Below are 16,496 nucleotides of genomic sequence, written 5' to 3'. Positions count from 1 at the left end.
TTAAAGTTTTTGGTTGTAGTATTCAACGACAAGAGCTTCGTCGATATCAGGATATAACTCATCACGTTCTGGTAAACGAGTGAAGCTACCTTCTAATTTTTCAGTGTCAAAGCTTACGAATGCTGGACGTCCAACAGTTGCTTCAACAGCTTCTTTGATTGTTACTACGTTTTGAGATTTTTCACGAACAGAAATCACTTGACCAACTTCAACGTGGTATGAAGGGATATCTACGCGTTTGCCATCTACAGTCACGTGACCGTGGTTAACTAATTGACGTGCTTGACGACGAGTAGTTGCAAGACCTAAACGGTAAACGACGTTATCTAAACGTTGTTCTAGTAAGATCATGAAGTTAACACCGTGTTTACCTTCTTTGATCTTGCTTGCTTTAATAAACAAGTTAACGAATTGACGTTCGTTCATACCGTACATATGACGTAATTTTTGTTTTTCAGTTAATTGCATACCGTATTCAGAAACTTTACCACGGCTGTTTGGTCCGTGTTGTCCTGGTTTGTATGGGCGACGTGCTAGTTCTTTACCAGTTCCTGATAGAGAGATACCTAGACGACGAGAGATTTTCCATGATGGTCCTGTATAACGTGACATTAAAAATTCCTCCAATAAAATAAGTTTTTTGGAGTAAAATAATCTTCTGAAAAATTCATATTCGTTCAGTTCATTCTTCAACCTTCGCCCTTTGCAGCCGTGGGTTACGCAGTTGAACCTGAAAGCCGAAGCAATCAAGGCAATGAAATGTTGACGAGCCTATTATTTTTCTGCTGCATTATTTTACACGAGGTTCAGTATACCGCAGAATGGGGGATAACTCAAGTGTTTTTAAGCAAATAAGCAGGTTATTTCTTTTACTAAATGAAAAAAAGTGATACTTTGTCTGAAAAAGAACTAGACAAAAGACACATTGGTCTTTAAAATGATAAAGGATGTTTTTGAAAATACAAATATGAAAACAAATTGAAAAGGAGAAACACAATGAAACCTGTATCGCCATTATTTGAGCAGATCGACAAATCAATTAGTAAGAAAATGAACTTATTCCAAAGTAGTTTTATGCGTTACGCTTTTCGTGCAATGCTTGCTTGTATGTTTTTAACACTAGGAACGGCAGTTGCCTTTGCAATTGCAATCAAAGGTGAAGGAATGGTACATGGCTTAGGCAAAATTCTATATGCCTTTATGTTCAGCTGGTCACTTGTTATGATTCTTTATATGAATGCGGAACTTGGAACATCGAATATGCTTTATATGACAGTTGGGGTTTACCGTAAAAAGATCAACTTCTCTTTTGCAGCAAAAATTTTATTTGCATGTATTTTCTTTAATTTAGTCGGTGGTGTTCTTTTTGGTTACTTGATTTCGTTGACAGTTCCTTTTCAGGATTTACCTGCTGATAGCTTTTTCTTTACATCGATTGCTGGTAAATTAGATAAAACAACGACACAAATTTTAGTTGAAGGAATGTTTGCTAATATTGTAGTAAATACAGCTGTGTTAGTAAGTATGCGTATGAAGGATGATGCTGGTAAAGTTGCGGCAATCATTTTCATTATCTTTATCTTCGCTTTCTTAGGTTACGAACACGTTATCGCAAATTTCCCTGCATTTAGTTTAGCGTATTTCGCTTCTCATGGAACAATGGCGGCAATGACAGTCGGCAGCGTGGCACACAATTTATTCTTTGCACTGATCGGTAACTTTATCGGTGGTGGCTTAGTGATGGGCTTGGGCTATGCGTGGTTGAATAATGCAGATACAAGTTATTTAGATTAAACAATTTAGAGGCTGAGGCGGGTTTCCCGTTTCAGCTTTTTTGCTGTCTGCAGCTGATTGAAGTAAGATATAGGAAAGAAGAAAAAGGAGTAATAAAATGGATAAAGTAATTTTTCCTAAAAATGAAGAAAAAGCTGAACAAATGGCAGCTTACATGAAAAATTTGTTTCCGTTTGCAGGTGTTACGGCACCAGAACGTGCTGTGCTAGAAAAAGAACTTTTAAAAGTAAGTAAAAAACTATCATTTATAGAGCTGTTTGATTTAATACATCTCTACTACGCTAAACCTGAGCGTGAATACCAGTATTTGGCAATTGATTTAGCAACAGTCAATGTCAAACGCTTCTCTTTTGAAGAAATGTTACGCTTTAAACCTTTTGTGATCGAAAAAGCTTGGTGGGATAGCGTAGATGCTTGGCGTAAGTTTTTTGGTCTTTGGGGCTACGATCATCTAGAACAAATGCCTCAGTTATTTGAAGCGTTTTTTGGAGAAGAAGACTTCTGGCATAGACGGATTGCAATCAATCTGCAACTGTTATATAAAGAAAAAACAAACCTTGTGTTATTGAAAAAAGCCATTATTTATGATAAAACTACAGATGAGTTCTTTATTCAAAAAGCGATTGGCTGGTCCTTGCGTCAATATAGTAAAACAGATCCAGATTGGGTTCAAACCTTGATCAAGACGACCGAATTAAGCCCATTAGCAGTTAGAGAAGGCAGTAAGTATTTGCCAAAACCATAGAAAGTGAGCGAGTTATTACGCCATGGAAAGAAAACTTTTTGCATTTGATATTGATGGAACATTGTTGGGAACGGATCGACAACCGTTAGAAAGTACACGAGAAGCATTGAAGATGTTGAGAAAACAAGGACATCTAGTAACGATTGCAACAGGGCGCAGCCGTTTTATGGCGCAAGATATTATTTTAGACTTAGATTTTTCAAATTATGTACTTTGTAATGGTGCGGCAGCATTTTTGGATCATGAACAATATTACCAAAATCTATTGGATCAGGACGAATTGCATCGTTTTGCTTCTGAAGTAGAGAAAAGAGAGATTGGTTTAGCTTATGTAGGGCTAGATGATGTGAAGAAAAATAACCATCACCGCCAAGATCAAATGATTGAAGCAATGGGTTCTATTGATTTTGAAGCACCAGAATATGATTTGAATTTTCAAAAAGAAAATGATGTCTATCAAGCATTGGCTTTTTATGATGAATCCTCAGAAGGTTTATTTGAAAGTGAATTCTCTAAATTTCGTTTCATTCGTTGGCATTCTGAAAGTGTAGATATAGTGCCTAAAAACGGGTCTAAAGCGGCTACTTTGCTTAATTTAGCAGACCGTGTTGGAATTTCTCGCAAAAATATTATCACATTTGGTGATGGTGAAAATGATCGTGAAATGCTGAGAGAAGCTGGCATTGGTGTAGCGATGGGCAATGCACTACCGCACATTCAACAAGAAGCAAAGCTAGTGACAGACACGAATGATAATGATGGTATTTGGAAAGCATTGAAGGAACTAAAGGCTATTTAAGGATAAGTAAGGTTTATGACTGCGGAGTATATCCGCAGTTTTTTTTGTTTCGCAAACAAAAATTGCTATATATTTCGTACTCATTCTGATAAAATAAATAAGACATTATGGCGAATATGATGTTATTTTGTTAGAGGTGGAACTTGGTTATGAATCGCATAATAAGTAAGTTTTCATTATTCTAATCAGGAAAGGAGAGAAAGAATGGGAAAAAGTAAAGTTGTTGATGTACATATACATGTTTATCGAGCGGTTTTGAGAATGTCTCAAAGAGAATTAGCTGAAAAAGTAGGAGTTGCTAGACAAACGATTATTAAAATTGAAAGAAATAAGCAAAATCCTTCTTTATTGTTGATTCACGATATTGCTGAAGTGCTGGGTGTTACCATAGAACAATTATATACTTTCGGGGAAGAAGAAAACGAAACTGAAAAAACGGTTGAACTGGAATAAGGAATAAAGAGAGAAAAAAATAGTTCTTATTACGTTATTTTCAAAAAAGAGCATTGCAGGCATAGAAATATTCTAGCCTGCAATGCTCTTTCTAATAGGAGGTAACATTTTCTTATAGTCAAGCAGTTATTCGATTACTAAAACGCCATCCTTCAAAGCAAATGGATTTCCTTGGTTGATATGATCGTAAAACATAACACCATTTAAATGATCGATTTCATGTTGAACAACGATCGCTTCATAGTTCTTCAAGCGGATTTTTTGTTTGTTACCCGCAATATCCACATAAGAAAGTGTGATTTTGTTATGGCGCACTACATATCCAGGCACTTCACGGTCAACAGATAAACAACCTTCCCCTTCGCCAAGACAAGCATCTTGAACAGAATGGCTCAAGATTTTAGGATTATACATGACTGCGCTTAAGGTCGGTTCTGGATTTTCCAAATCACCGCTTGGTACATGAACTGCAATGATTCGTTTAGAAATATCTAATTGTGGAGCGGCTAAACCAACGCCTCCACGCAAAGCCAATTCCTCTGCTTTGACAGGATCTTGACTATTTTTCAAGAATTCCATCATGTCTTCGCCTAATTTAATATCTTTATCAGAAAGAGGCACAGGGACTTCTTTTGCCACTTCTCTAAGTGTTGGGTTTCCTTCACGGATAATATCCTCCATGGTAATCATGGGATAATTCCTCCTTTAATTATTCAAAAGTCTAGACTTGTCTTAGTTAGCCGCTAGATCTTTTCATTAATGTATGTATTCGCCTATATAGTTTATCATAAAACCATTAATAATGGGGATAAATTGTTCAAAAAACACCGACGAGAGCCAGCTTAGTCTTGCATTTTTTACAATTTTCCTGTAAAGTGTACCTGTATGAAATCATACCGTCTTTTACTTGGTTGTGCGAATCACCAACGCATTACTCAGTAGAAAGATGACTATTAAAGAAGAGGTGAAAAACATGGCAATGTCAAAAGAAAAGAAAAACGAAATCATTAGCGAATACGCTCGTCATGAAGGAGATACTGGTTCACCAGAAGTACAGATTGCTGTATTAACTGCTGATATCAATCACTTGAATGAACACGCTCGCGTTCACAAAAAAGATCACCATTCTTACCGTGGACTAATGAAAAAAATTGGTCACCGTCGTAACTTGTTAGCTTACCTACGTAAGACTGACATCCAACGTTACCGCGTATTGATCGAACGCTTAGGATTACGTCGTTAATCAAAGAAAGAAAAGTGAGGTTCCCAGTGAATCTCACTTTTTAGTAATGTAAAGAAATACCAAATTTTAGAAGTCTTTGGAAGGGTCTTTTCACTCTACTAACCAAATGAAAGGATTTAAAACATTAAATCTTTTCATTTGTTTAGTAGTCGATTCCCTTTTCCAAAGCGCAAAGGAGAACAGATATATGTCAGAAAAACAAGTGTTTAAAACAACTTGGGGCGGACGTCCTTTACAAGTTGAAGTTGGCCAATTAGCCAAACAAGCAAATGGTGCAGTCTTAGTTCGTTATGGAGAGACTGTCGTATTAAGTGCGGCTGTTGCTTCAAAAGATGCGAGAGATTTTGATTTCTTTCCATTAACAGTTAACTACGAAGAAAAAATGTACGCTGTAGGTAAAATTCCAGGCGGATTTATCAAACGTGAAGGTCGTCCAAGTGAACGTGCAACATTAACTGCTCGTCTAATTGACCGTCCAATTCGTCCGATGTTTGCTGAAGGCTTCCGTAATGAAGTTCAAATTACGAATACAGTTATGAGTGTTGAACAAGATTGTACACCAGAAATGGCTGCAATGTTTGGTTCATCTTTAGCTCTAGCAATTTCAGATATTCCATTCGACGGTCCAATCGCAGGTGTTGATGTTGGTCGTGTAGATGGTGAATATGTATTGAACCCAACCGTTGAACAATCTGAAAAGACAGATATCGAATTAACGGTTGCTGGAACGAAAAAAGCGATCAACATGGTTGAAAGTGGTGCTAAAGAAGTATCAGAAGAAGACATGCTTGGTGCATTGCTATTCGGTTTTGATGCAATCAAAGAATTAGTGGCTTTCCAAGAAGAAATCGTTGCCGCTGTCGGTAAAGAAAAAATGGAAATCAAATTATTACAAGTGGATGCTGATTTGAAAAAAGAAATCTTCGATGCATACTATGCTTCAATGAAAGAAGCTGTTATGACAGAAGAAAAATTAGCGCGTGAAGTGAATATCGAAGCTATTAAAGACCAACTAAAAGAAGCGTATGCTGAAAAATTTGCTGGTCATGAAGATGCAGACCAAGTAGCAAAAGAAGTTAAACAAATCGCAGAAGATCTAGAAAAAGACGTGGTTCGTGAATTGATCACGATCGATAAAATCCGTCCTGACGGTCGTAAATTAGACGAAATCCGTCCATTGGCATCAGAAGTTGGTATTTTACCGCGTGTTCATGGTTCAGGATTATTCACTCGTGGACAAACACAAGCGTTGTCTGTTGTGACATTAGCACCGCTTGGCGAACACCAAATCATTGATGGTCTAGGTGTAGAAGACAGCAAACGTTTTATCCACCATTATAACTTCCCGCAATTCTCTGTTGGTTCAACAGGTCGTGCAGGATCACCTGGTCGTCGTGAAATCGGTCATGGTGCTTTAGGTGAACGTGCAATGGCGCAAATTATTCCTGATGAAGCAGATTTCCCATACATGATCCGTGTCGTATCAGAAGTGTTAGAATCAAATGGTTCTTCTTCTCAAGCAAGTATCTGTGCTGGAATCTTAGCCTTGATGGATGCTGGTGTGCCAATCAAAGCACCAGTTGCCGGAATCGCTATGGGACTTGTTAGCGATGGTGAAAACTATACAATTTTAACAGATATCCAAGGTTTAGAAGATCATTTAGGCGACATGGACTTTAAAGTTGCAGGTACAAAAGATGGGATCACAGCTTTACAAATGGATATCAAAATCCAAGGAATCACTGAACAAATCTTGACAGAAGCACTAACTCAAGCGAAAAAAGCGCGTATGGAAATTCTTGCTGAATTAACATCAACATTAGCTGAACCTCGCCCAGAGTTAAGCAAATACGCACCGAAAATCGAAATGATCCAAATAGCTCCAGCTAAAATCAAAGATGTTATTGGTAAAGGTGGAGAAACAATTAACGGAATCATTGATGAAACTGGCGTGAAGATCGATATCGATCAAGAAGGTAATGTAAGTATTGCCTCTGCTGATGCAGATATGATCAAAAAAGCTATCAAGATTATTGAAGAGTTGACAAAAGAAGTGGAAGTTGGACAAGTTTACCTTGGTAAAGTCGTTCGTATCGAAAAATTCGGTGCATTCGTTAACTTGATCAAAGGAAAAGACGGACTAGTTCATATTTCTCAATTAGCGAATGAACGTGTAAATAACGTTGAAGATGTTGTAAAACTTGGCGATGAAGTCCTTGTAAAAGTTACTGAAATCGACAAACAAGGTCGTGTCAATGTTTCACGCAAAGCGCTACTAACTGAAGAAAATAAAGAAAAATAAGCAATCAGATTTTGCTTTTAATAGTCATTTTTTTAAAGCAGAGTAAGGCATTGAGCCTACTCTGTTTTTTTGTGAAAATGACTTTATTTAATAAAAATAGGTAAAGACGTACCACAGCTCTTTTGTTTGCCTTGAATTAGTGGTAAAATTATTGCTATCAGTCTAAAGATTATTCGGGGTGTCGATGTGAAAAAATTTAATCCAAATAAAAATATAATTATCACGCTGATCTTAGTGATCATAGTGGTTACGATCATTAGTTTGACCGCCGCTCATAGAGCAAATGACGGAAAAACCAATCTTGGTCAATCAGCAGTCAACGACAGCGTAGGGTTTGTCGACAAAATTATTGCGTTTCCAGGTAAAGCCATCAGCAATGGAGTATCGTCAATCAGCACACTTTTTAACACCTACGATGAAAATGTCCGCTTAAAAGAAAGAATCGACGGATACGGTGAACTATCTATCCAAAATAACAACTTAAAGAAAGAAAATGAAGCACTAAAAAAAGAATTATCATTGAACGAAACTTTAGGAAATTACGAAAAGGTGACAGCAACTGTTGTTACTCGTTCTCCTGATATGTGGCAAGATTTATTGATCGTCGATCGAGGCTCAAATGACGGTATCGAACCTAATATGGCAGTTTTGGCTCAAAAGGGTTTGATTGGTCGAGTGATCGAAGTGAATGCAACTACATCAAAAGTAGAACTATTAACCTCTAAAAATCAAAATTCTAATCATTTTCCAGTTCAGATCAATTCTGAAAAAGGAGATTCCTATGGACTATTAAAAAATTACGATGACAAAGAAAATACGTTGATTGTCAGCCAATTAGTAGGAGATATGGATATCAAAGAAGGCGATGTTGTTCAAACATCTGGATTAGGGCAAAATTCACCAGCGAATCTGCCGGTTGGAGTTGTTCAAAAAGTGAAACCAGACAGTTACGGATTAGACCGAGAAGTGTATGTTAAGCCGTATGCTGAAATGTATAATATACCCGTCGTGACTATTATCAAGAGACTAGCTGGAGCGGGGGAGTAAGATGCAAATGATGCGGAAAGAAAATGTTAAATATTATGCGCCGGTAATCTTCTTTTTATTGATGTTGATTGATGGTCAACTGACCCAAGCTGCAGGTAATTTAACAGATAATGTCTATTTTGCGAATGCTCACTTTTTATTGCTGGCCTTTTTAATGGCAGTGCCTAATCTATCTAAACGCTATTTATTGATCACAGCTTTAGTTTTGGGTCTGATTGCTGATAGTTACTATATAGGAATTATCGGAATATATACCGTTGCATTAGCGGCGACAGTCATGATGATGTATCGATTTCAGCGAGTGGTCCACACGAACCTATTGACTGCATTTTTTGGAATGATTATTTTTGTGACTACTTATGAACTGATTGCCGTTGGCTTGCAAATTATATTCCACCTATCAAATGTGGCGCCATTATTATTTATCACGAAAGTTTTAGGTCCAACATTACTTTTTAACATGCTAATATTTGTTATTTTTGCTTATCCATTGAAGAGATTATTCGCTAACGAATAGTCTCTTTTTACATGAATAACAAGATATGAGATGGTACAATTAGTATTATTTAAAAGGATGTTTTATTGAGCTTTGAATAATTATTCTTGTTATTTAATTATGCTGTATGAAACATTTTTGTAATGTCCTGTTTATCTGTATGTCATACTGCTATGTTACAATTACCTCGTTGTCAAATTAAACTAAGACTAAAAATACTCAGAAATTATAAAATACATAAAGTAAATGCCGGAGGAAAAAAGCGTGAAAAAAAGTATATTATCAGCATTGATGGTTTGTTCAGTTACCCTCACATCAGTTGCGTTACCTAGTGCTGCAATTGCAGATGACTATGATACAAAGATCGAGCAGCAAAACGAAATCATTAATGGACTGAAAACAAAAGAGACAGAAGCGGCAACTAAGCTAGCAGCGATTGAATCAGATATGTTGACTACGGCAACAAAAATCGATGAATTGACTGAGCAAAAAAAGACTCTTAAAGATGAAATCACAACATTATACGGTGAGATTTCTGATTTGAATGTTCGTATTCAAAAACGAGAAGTTCAAATGCGTAACCAAGCCCGCGATGTTCAGGTTAGCGGATCAAGCTCTAGTTATTTAGATGTTGTCCTTAACTCAGAATCAATCTCAGACGCAATCAACAGAGTGCAAGGAATTACAACGCTTGTTAAGGCGAATAATGATTTATTAGAACAACAAACTTCTGATAAAAAAGAGGTAGAGAAAAAGACCAAAACAGTAGAAACACAAATTTCTGTTTTAGAAACCTCTTCAAAAGAATTAAATGAAAAACAAGCTTCTTTAGATACGTTGAAACTTCAACAAGAGATTGCTAAAAATGATTTAGAAGCACAACGCTCAACAGAAGAAAATAAAAAATCTGAATATGTTGAACAAAAGGCTGCAGCTCAAAAGAAATTAGAAGAAGAACAAGCTAAACAAGCCAAACAGGCAGAAGCTCAAAGAAAAGCTGAGGCTGAGGCTGCAATGAAATTAGCAGAAGCACAAGCGGCTAATCCAGGTCTGGCCAAAACAAACGTTGTAGAAGAAAATGGAACGACAAATACAACGCCAGCTGCACCAGTTCCTGAAAAAACAGTAGAAAAACCTAGTGGTAACACTGGTGGCGGTAGCAGTATCGGTACTGGCGGAGTATCAGAAGCGAAGAAAAGAGCAGCTCAAATCGCTTTAAATGCGGTTGGACAGACGAATCCGACAGGATGGGGTCAAAGTGGCGAGTGTATCGTAGCGGTACAGAACTGGCTGAATGCAGCTGGCATTCGATTCTTACCAGGTGGTCCACACAGTGGCTATACTCAATCAGGAGCGGTTCAAGTATCTTGGTCTGATGTTCAAGTCGGCGATGTTGTTCAATATGAAAACGCGCTTAGCCCTGATGCTTGGTTAGACGGCGTTCATACAGTATTAGTCGTTGGTGTTAACGGCAGTTCAGTTCAGATCGTAGAATCTAATAATCCAGCAGGTTCCGGCTATGTATCAACAACTACAGGTTGGACACCAAGCCCATATGCAGCAAACTTTAGAGCAGTTGTATGGCGTTTTCCAGGATAATTAAAACAAAAAATTAAATGACCAGCAGCAAACTTCATCGAGTTTCGCTGCTGGTTTTTGTCGCGAAGACGGAAAACATAGGGATTTGATTCATATGCAAGAAAGCGTATGCCTGAGCGGGTTACAATCAACTTTCAAAAATGAAATACTCCTGTAACATTATCTTTATATGTATGACATGTGATTATGATACAATGACTTCGTTGTTAATAAAAGAATGAAAATTACTCAAAAGATGAACCATTATATGATAAGTAAAAAAGTCGGAGGAATGAATTTTGAAAAAAAGTATCTTACCATTACTAATGATTTGCACATTAACCCTTACATCTTTAGGATTACCTGGAGTTGCATCAGCAGATGAAGTGGATTCAAAAATTCAACAAAAAGATCAAGCAATTTCTGGATTGAAATCAAAAGAAGCGGATGCTCAAAGCCAAGTAGCTGCAGTACAAAGCCAAGTAGCTACTATTAACGAAAAAGCAGAAACTTTGTTAGCTGAACAAAGCAAATTAAGAACAACATCTACTAACCTAGAAAAAGAAATCACTCAATTAACAAAACGTATCGAAAAACGTGAAGTTGCTATCCAAAACCAAGCACGTGACGTACAAGTTAACGGTAACAGCACAAGCTATATGGATGCATTATTAAATGCAAAATCAGTTTCTGATGCTATTACTCGTGTAACAGCAATGTCTACGATTGTTAATGCAAATAATGACTTAGTGAAACAACAACAACAAGATAAAAAATCAGTAGAATCTAAAAAAGCTGAAAACGAAGAAAAACTTCAAGAACTTCAAGAGAATCAAGTAGAACTTGAAGCTCAAAAAGGCGATCTTGTTAAAGCAGAAGCTGATTTGAATGTATTACAAACAACTTTAGCTGCTGAAAGAGCAACTGCTGAAGATCAAAAAGCTGGTTTAGTGAAAGAAAAAGAAGCAGCAATCGCAGAACAAGCACGTATTGCTGAACAAGAAAAAGCAATTGCAGCAAATGCTAAAAAAGCGGCTGAAGAAGCAGCCGTTGCTAAAGCAACAACACCAAGTACAAGCACTACAACTGCTTCTTCTACTGAAGCATCATCAACTACAAACAGTTCAACAGAAGGTACTGGAACTTCTGAAACTGGAAATGTAACACCACCTGCTAATAGTGGAGATGTAACTCCTCCTTCTGGCAATAATGGTAATAATGATAACCAAGTAACACCTCCTGCAGGCGGTGGCGGCGGAAGTACACTACCACCATCAACTGGCGGTTCTGCAATCTCTGTTGCAGCAGCACAAGTTGGTAAACCATACGTTTGGGGTGCTAAAGGACCAGGAAGCTTTGACTGTTCAGGTTTAGTCTACTATGCATTCATGAACTCAACTGGCCGTAATGTCGGTGGTTATACAGTTGCACAAGAAAGTGCTGGTACACGTATCTCTGTTGGTGAAGCTCAAGCTGGAGATTTATACTTCTGGGGTAGCCCAGGTGCTTCTTACCACGTAGCGATTGCTACAGGTGGCGGCGGTTATATCCACGCTGGTAACGAAAGTACAGGCGTTGAATACAGCAATGTTGGTTCATTTACACCAAGTTTCGCTGTACGTATGTAATCAAATTTAACTTAATAATTTAAGAATCAGACAGTTGTCTGGTTCTTTTTTTGTATGCAAATTTAAAAGAAGCTTCAACGAAAAATCCGTTGAAACTTCACTATACTATTTAATATATTCTACTGTTAATTCCATAAACTCATTCACATCTTTAATCACTTGGTCGATCCCAGCTTGCCAAAAATCTGGTTTTGTTAGATCAACACCAAGATGCTTTTTAGCCAAATCTTCTGAAGTCATTGATGCAGTATCTCGAAGTAAGGCAATGTATTGATCTTCGAAATCACTACCTTGTTTATTTGCATAAGCGTAAATACCCATGCTAAACAAATAACCGAATGTATAAGGGAAATTATAAAACGGCACATCATCAATGAAGAAATGTAATTTACTTGCCCAAAAATGAGGATGGTAGCTACCCAAGCTATCTTGATAGCTTTCTTTTTGTGCTTCAAGCATCAGTTCAGTTATTTCATCTTCACTTAATAACCCTTTTTGACGTGCTTCGTAAAAATTATTTTCAAAAATAAAACGAGAATGAATATTCATAAACATTGCAATAGCATTTTGCATCTTCGTATCCAACAAATTGATTTTTTCTTCTGTTGTCTCTGCCTTTTTCAGTGTAGCATCTGCAACAATCAATTCTGCGAACGTACTAGCAGTTTCTGCAACGTTCATTGCATATTCTCGATCAAGTACTGGAAGATCCCACATCACGCTGCTATGGAAGGCATGGCCTAGTTCATGAGCAAGTGTTGCGACTTCATTGATTGAATTTCCAAACGTCATGAAAATTCTGGATTCTTGCGTTTCAGGAAGTTCCGTACAATATCCACCAGGACGTTTATCAGGACGATCTTCAGCTTCAATCCAGCTTTTTTCAAATGCTTCTTTTGCAAATGTCGCCATTTTAGGACTGAATTTTTCAAAATTCTCTAAAATAAATTCGGCTGCTTCGTCAAAAGGATAAGTTTTTTCTGTCAAATCACCTAAAATGATTGGTGCATCTTGATCTTGCCAGTCCATTTTATCTTTTCCGAATAATTGTGCTTTACGTGTTAAAAAGTCAATAAATGGTTGTTTATTTTTTTGGATTGTTGCCCACATAACATCAAGAGTTTCTTTTTGCATACGGTTATAATTCAATGGTTTTTCTAAGAAGTCAGTGACTCCATGTAGTTTGTATTCACTTAAACGGAAGCCGTCCAAATGATTTAAGGTATCTGCGAGTAAAGGCGCTTTCTCGCTCCAAGCTTTTTCCCATTCGTTGAATAGTTGTGCACGAACCTCTGAGCTGGGATCGCTCATCATTCGATTAAAGGCTTGACCAGCTGAAAGAGATAGTGTCTGACCGTCTTCTGTAAATGGAATCGAAATACTTGCCACGATTGTATCGTAATGGCTACTCCAAGCGTTAAGTCCGTCTAAAGTCAATGTATTGATAATGTTTTCTTCCTGCTCTGATAACAGCTGCATACCATTACGACGAATTTCATTTAAACGAAACGCAATCGATTCGAATACAGGTAAAGCCGTTAAAGTTTGCCAATGTTCATCAGAAATTTCTGTCAATTTCTTAGTGAAAATAGTTTCTGCTAACTGAATTGCAGGTAATAATGAAAAGAGATCGCCAGATAAGATCTTAGCTTTTTTATCTTTTGTATCAGCAGATGATAAGGCTGTGATAAAGCTGCTGCATTGTGAAAAACCATCAGAAATTTTTCCTTGTAACGTTAAAATTTGTTGTAACTCTTGATAATCAGCATCATTTTCTGGTGTCCATTGTTCAATCAACTGGTGATAAGTTTGGCTTTGCTCTTTCAATTCTTTTAAGCGTTCTTCCAGCTGTACCGAATGGCTGCCGCCAGGGAAAATGCTATCTAAATCCCAAACAAGCGAATAAGTCATATCTGATTCCTTCTTTCTTAAATCTTTTTTCTTCTAGTATATCATAAGAAAAATAGAATGAGTGATTGTTTATTTTGTAATAAAAGGCTAATATAGTAAATGAAACGAGGTGACGAATTGAAAAAATATTTAAAAAATAGTAACTTTTACATAGTTGTAGCATTCTTGATCATGGCTGTTCTGTTTTACAGTTCTTCGCAAACCTATGAACAGCAATCACAAGTTGGGCTATTAGACAAACTATTAAGTAATCATCCATTTGAAGAACAATTGAAAGGAATTTCGTTTAGCTATGCAGGGAGTGAAGTGAGTATCCAAGCAAGAGGCTACATAAAATTCGTTGAATTTTTCATTCGTAAAGGTGCTCATTTTGGCACGTACTTTTTATTAGGGGGCAGCTGGTTTATAGGCCTAAACATGAAGGTCAAACAACCACTTTTGGTCGGCGTTGTTGCATGGCTTACAGCAACAGGCTATGCTGGATTGGATGAATATCATCAAATGCTGACAGGTGGCCGAACACCGCTATTTCAAGACGTAATGTTGGATTCTATAGGCGCACTGACTGCGGTTCTTCTATGTTTAGTTGTAACCAGCATTAAAAAATTGCGAAAAAAATAACGATAGTTAAAGAATGATTCCATTTTATTTATCACAAAAATTAAAATTATAAAAAATAAAGAGGGATTATGCGAGACATAGTTGCTCTTTATTTTATTTTTTTCACAATTTAATTCAAAAATCGGTCTTTAGCAGGATGAAAGTTGGCAGAAAAAACTCTATGATAAGTAAGTCGAAGTAACAAAGGCTGAAAGAAATGAGGATATATCTGATGAAACGGTTCTGTAAAACGATATTGACGATAATAATGCTCTTAGCAATCAGCATTATTGGGCTTAAAATATACACATACAATAACACGTCAACTGCGGCAGCTATGATCGATCGTTTGAATCCGCTTGTCAAAACTGAAGTTTTATATGCTAAGACGACTAAGAACTATGAATACAAATACCCTGATTCAATCACTAAAATAGAAAACTTTGCTTACGTTCAAATGTGTTTTAATCAAAACGGAAAGGCAAGGAAAATCGAATATATCTCATTTGGAAAACAATTAGCGCCTGATAAATTCCTCAAAATAACCGCAAAAGGTCAAAGTGTTTTTAGCTGGGAAGAAATCAATGAACAGGATTTGCCGAATAAAGTTATTTCGTTATTGTAGTTAAATGAAAAAACTCTTATAGAGACGATAGTCAAATTTAAAAGAAACTCTTCTATAATAGAATTTGGGGAGTGATTAAATGGAGAAGCTAACGATTCATAAAAATAAAATAAGAGATACTGCAACGATCCCTAGTCTAGGAATGCTTGCATATAGAATTTTTACAGATACTGAGTGCATCAATATTCAACTACTGAGCGGAGAACAAGAAGAATGTACGATTCCGCTCAAAGACGGTGAAATGTTTAAGCTACGAGATGTAGATCTTTATTTGTCTGTTACCAATTAAAAAAATAAAAGTCAGATATGGCGACTGCTGAAAGGCGTTGTTGTATCTGACTTTTGTTTTTATATGCAACATTTAGAAGAAGAGTAAAAGTTGCAACTATTAAGAACAATAGTAAAATAGAAGGTAAACAAGCTTTACAGCTAATTTTCAAGGATGAATGAGCTCGTTTAGCATTAAACATGAGGAGGAAAAAAGAATGGCGGGACATAGTAAGTGGAAAAATATTCAAGGGCGAAAAAATGCGCAGGATGCAAAACGAGGAAAGATTTTCCAAAAATTATCAAGAGAAATTTATATGGCGGCTAAAGCTGGAGGTGCTGATCCTGCAACGAATGCAGCATTAAGACTAGTCATGGATAAAGCCAAGGCTGCTAATATGCCAAATGATAATATCGACCGTGCTATCAAAAAAGCCAGTAGTGCAGGAGAAAATGAACATTATGATGAGATTACTTATGAAGGATATGGACCCAATGGTGTGGCGATTTTAGTCTATGCTTTAACAGATAACCGTAACCGCACAGCAACCAATGTTCGAGTTGCTTTTACTAGAAATGGCGGTTCTTTAGGCGAAACAGGTTCAGTGAGCTATATGTTCGATCGTAAAGGCTATATTGCAATTGAACGTGCAGGTCTTTCTGTTGATGAAGATACGATGTTTGAAAATGTACTGGAAGCAGGGGCAGAGGATTTGGAAACATCGGAAGAAGTGTTTGAAATTTATACAGCGCCAGAAGATTTTACCACAGTCAGAGATACCTTGGAGAAAGACGGCTATACGTTGGCACAAGCCGAATTGACAATGATACCGCAAACTTTAGTAGAATTGGAAGATGAACAACAAGAGCAACTACAAATTTTGATTGATAAACTAGAAGAAGATGATGATGTATCTGAAGTTTTTACCTCAGCTGACATGTAATTCTATAGAAATAGTTGAAATGCTGACATAAAGTTGTCATCATTTCCATGTTAATTTATAGTCA

Annotated in this window: 17 protein-coding genes; 14 read left to right on the top strand and 3 right to left on the bottom strand. The window is 36.9% G+C overall.

The features are described 5' to 3' along the window. On the bottom strand, positions 1 to 612 hold the full coding sequence (gene rpsD / locus JZO69_RS12300; RefSeq protein ID WP_025870165.1) for a 30S ribosomal protein S4: 612 nt from the start codon (positions 610 to 612) through the stop codon (positions 1 to 3). Between the two features lie 384 nt (positions 613 to 996). On the opposite strand from rpsD, the gene JZO69_RS12295 reads away from it, so the two are divergent. The 4 genes from JZO69_RS12295 to JZO69_RS12280 all read left to right on the top strand — a co-directional run bounded on the left by JZO69_RS12295 (position 997) and on the right by JZO69_RS12280 (position 3,791). After that, positions 997 to 1,794, top strand: coding sequence for a formate/nitrite transporter family protein (locus JZO69_RS12295; protein ID WP_207113162.1), 798 nt, complete (start codon positions 997 to 999; stop codon positions 1,792 to 1,794). Between the two features lie 97 nt (positions 1,795 to 1,891). Next, positions 1,892 to 2,539 carry a DNA alkylation repair protein gene (locus JZO69_RS12290; protein WP_207113161.1) on the top strand — a complete coding sequence of 216 codons (648 nt, stop codon included), beginning with the start codon at positions 1,892 to 1,894 and terminating at the stop codon, positions 2,537 to 2,539. Between the two features lie 22 nt (positions 2,540 to 2,561). Then, positions 2,562 to 3,338 carry a Cof-type HAD-IIB family hydrolase gene (locus JZO69_RS12285; protein WP_207113160.1) on the top strand — a complete coding sequence of 259 codons (777 nt, stop codon included), beginning with the start codon at positions 2,562 to 2,564 and terminating at the stop codon, positions 3,336 to 3,338. 204 nt (positions 3,339 to 3,542) lie between these two features. After that, positions 3,543 to 3,791, top strand: coding sequence for a helix-turn-helix transcriptional regulator (locus tag JZO69_RS12280; RefSeq protein WP_207113159.1), 249 nt, complete (start codon positions 3,543 to 3,545; stop codon positions 3,789 to 3,791). Positions 3,792 to 3,917: 126 nt separating this feature from the next. On the opposite strand, the gene def is transcribed toward JZO69_RS12280, so the two are convergent. After that, complete coding sequence (gene def, locus JZO69_RS12275) at positions 3,918 to 4,481, bottom strand: peptide deformylase (RefSeq protein WP_207113158.1); 564 nt, start codon at positions 4,479 to 4,481, stop codon at positions 3,918 to 3,920. Between the two features lie 283 nt (positions 4,482 to 4,764). On the opposite strand from def, the gene rpsO reads away from it, so the two are divergent. The 6 genes from rpsO (at position 4,765) to JZO69_RS12245 (ending at position 12,085) form a co-directional block, all read left to right on the top strand. Then, positions 4,765 to 5,034 carry a 30S ribosomal protein S15 gene (gene rpsO / locus JZO69_RS12270; RefSeq protein WP_010770485.1) on the top strand — a complete coding sequence of 90 codons (270 nt, stop codon included), beginning with the start codon at positions 4,765 to 4,767 and terminating at the stop codon, positions 5,032 to 5,034. A 187-nt stretch (positions 5,035 to 5,221) separates the two neighbouring features. Further along, positions 5,222 to 7,336 (top strand): polyribonucleotide nucleotidyltransferase, encoded by a 2,115-nt coding sequence (pnp, locus tag JZO69_RS12265; RefSeq protein ID WP_207113157.1) that lies wholly within the window; start codon positions 5,222 to 5,224, stop codon positions 7,334 to 7,336. Between the two features lie 186 nt (positions 7,337 to 7,522). Beyond that, entirely contained in the window at positions 7,523 to 8,383 is an 861-nt protein-coding gene (mreC, locus tag JZO69_RS12260) for a rod shape-determining protein MreC (RefSeq protein ID WP_207113156.1), read from the top strand. A gap of 7 nt (positions 8,384 to 8,390) precedes the next feature. After that, positions 8,391 to 8,900 (top strand): rod shape-determining protein MreD, encoded by a 510-nt coding sequence (gene mreD / locus JZO69_RS12255; RefSeq protein WP_207113155.1) that lies wholly within the window; start codon positions 8,391 to 8,393, stop codon positions 8,898 to 8,900. A 243-nt stretch (positions 8,901 to 9,143) separates the two neighbouring features. Next, positions 9,144 to 10,478 carry a coiled-coil domain-containing protein gene (locus tag JZO69_RS12250; RefSeq protein ID WP_347401593.1) on the top strand — a complete coding sequence of 445 codons (1,335 nt, stop codon included), beginning with the start codon at positions 9,144 to 9,146 and terminating at the stop codon, positions 10,476 to 10,478. Positions 10,479 to 10,756: 278 nt separating this feature from the next. Next, entirely contained in the window at positions 10,757 to 12,085 is a 1,329-nt protein-coding gene (locus tag JZO69_RS12245) for a coiled-coil domain-containing protein (RefSeq protein ID WP_207113154.1), read from the top strand. Between the two features lie 105 nt (positions 12,086 to 12,190). On the opposite strand, the gene JZO69_RS12240 is transcribed toward JZO69_RS12245, so the two are convergent. Beyond that, positions 12,191 to 13,996, bottom strand: coding sequence for a M3 family oligoendopeptidase (locus JZO69_RS12240; protein WP_207113153.1), 1,806 nt, complete (start codon positions 13,994 to 13,996; stop codon positions 12,191 to 12,193). Positions 13,997 to 14,113: 117 nt separating this feature from the next. Between JZO69_RS12240 and JZO69_RS12235 the strand changes: the two genes are divergently transcribed. The 4 genes from JZO69_RS12235 to JZO69_RS12220 all read left to right on the top strand — a co-directional run bounded on the left by JZO69_RS12235 (position 14,114) and on the right by JZO69_RS12220 (position 16,432). After that, entirely contained in the window at positions 14,114 to 14,617 is a 504-nt protein-coding gene (locus JZO69_RS12235) for a VanZ family protein (RefSeq protein WP_207113152.1), read from the top strand. A 211-nt stretch (positions 14,618 to 14,828) separates the two neighbouring features. Further along, a complete protein-coding gene (locus tag JZO69_RS12230; protein ID WP_207113151.1) occupies positions 14,829 to 15,221 on the top strand; it encodes a YxeA family protein in 393 nt (130 codons plus the stop codon). Positions 15,222 to 15,300: 79 nt separating this feature from the next. Further along, positions 15,301 to 15,510: a hypothetical protein gene (locus JZO69_RS12225; protein ID WP_207113150.1), complete on the top strand. Its 210-nt coding sequence runs from the start codon at positions 15,301 to 15,303 to the stop codon at positions 15,508 to 15,510. Positions 15,511 to 15,706: 196 nt separating this feature from the next. After that, the gene (locus JZO69_RS12220; RefSeq protein WP_207113149.1) at positions 15,707 to 16,432 is read left to right on the top strand and encodes a YebC/PmpR family DNA-binding transcriptional regulator; all 726 of its coding nucleotides are present in this window, start codon (positions 15,707 to 15,709) and stop codon (positions 16,430 to 16,432) included. Positions 16,433 to 16,496 lie beyond the last annotated feature (64 nt).

The sequence above is a fragment of the Candidatus Enterococcus ikei genome (assembly GCF_017316105.1).
Taxonomy (GTDB): Bacteria; Bacillota; Bacilli; order Lactobacillales; family Enterococcaceae; genus Enterococcus_L; species Enterococcus_L ikei.
The sequence above is the reverse complement of the archived record's forward strand: the minus strand, read 5'-3'. Positions and strand labels throughout refer to the sequence as shown.

Bases quoted from the DNA above. Each gene is read 5' to 3' on its own strand.
- JZO69_RS12285 (WP_207113160.1), top strand. From the start codon at position 2,562: ATGGAAAGAAAACTTTTTGCATTTGATATTGATGGAACATTGTTGGGA.
- JZO69_RS12230 (WP_207113151.1), top strand. From the start codon at position 14,829: ATGAAACGGTTCTGTAAAACGATATTGACGATAATAATGCTCTTAGCA.
- rpsO (WP_010770485.1), top strand. From the start codon at position 4,765: ATGGCAATGTCAAAAGAAAAGAAAAACGAAATCATTAGCGAATACGCT.
- JZO69_RS12290 (WP_207113161.1), top strand. From the start codon at position 1,892: ATGGATAAAGTAATTTTTCCTAAAAATGAAGAAAAAGCTGAACAAATG.
- JZO69_RS12220 (WP_207113149.1), top strand. From the start codon at position 15,707: ATGGCGGGACATAGTAAGTGGAAAAATATTCAAGGGCGAAAAAATGCG.
- rpsD (WP_025870165.1), bottom strand. From the start codon at position 612: ATGTCACGTTATACAGGACCATCATGGAAAATCTCTCGTCGTCTAGGT.
- mreD (WP_207113155.1), top strand. From the start codon at position 8,391: ATGATGCGGAAAGAAAATGTTAAATATTATGCGCCGGTAATCTTCTTT.
- JZO69_RS12295 (WP_207113162.1), top strand. From the start codon at position 997: ATGAAACCTGTATCGCCATTATTTGAGCAGATCGACAAATCAATTAGT.
- JZO69_RS12225 (WP_207113150.1), top strand. From the start codon at position 15,301: ATGGAGAAGCTAACGATTCATAAAAATAAAATAAGAGATACTGCAACG.
- def (WP_207113158.1), bottom strand. From the start codon at position 4,481: ATGATTACCATGGAGGATATTATCCGTGAAGGAAACCCAACACTTAGA.
- JZO69_RS12240 (WP_207113153.1), bottom strand. From the start codon at position 13,996: ATGACTTATTCGCTTGTTTGGGATTTAGATAGCATTTTCCCTGGCGGC.
- pnp (WP_207113157.1), top strand. From the start codon at position 5,222: ATGTCAGAAAAACAAGTGTTTAAAACAACTTGGGGCGGACGTCCTTTA.
- JZO69_RS12280 (WP_207113159.1), top strand. From the start codon at position 3,543: ATGGGAAAAAGTAAAGTTGTTGATGTACATATACATGTTTATCGAGCG.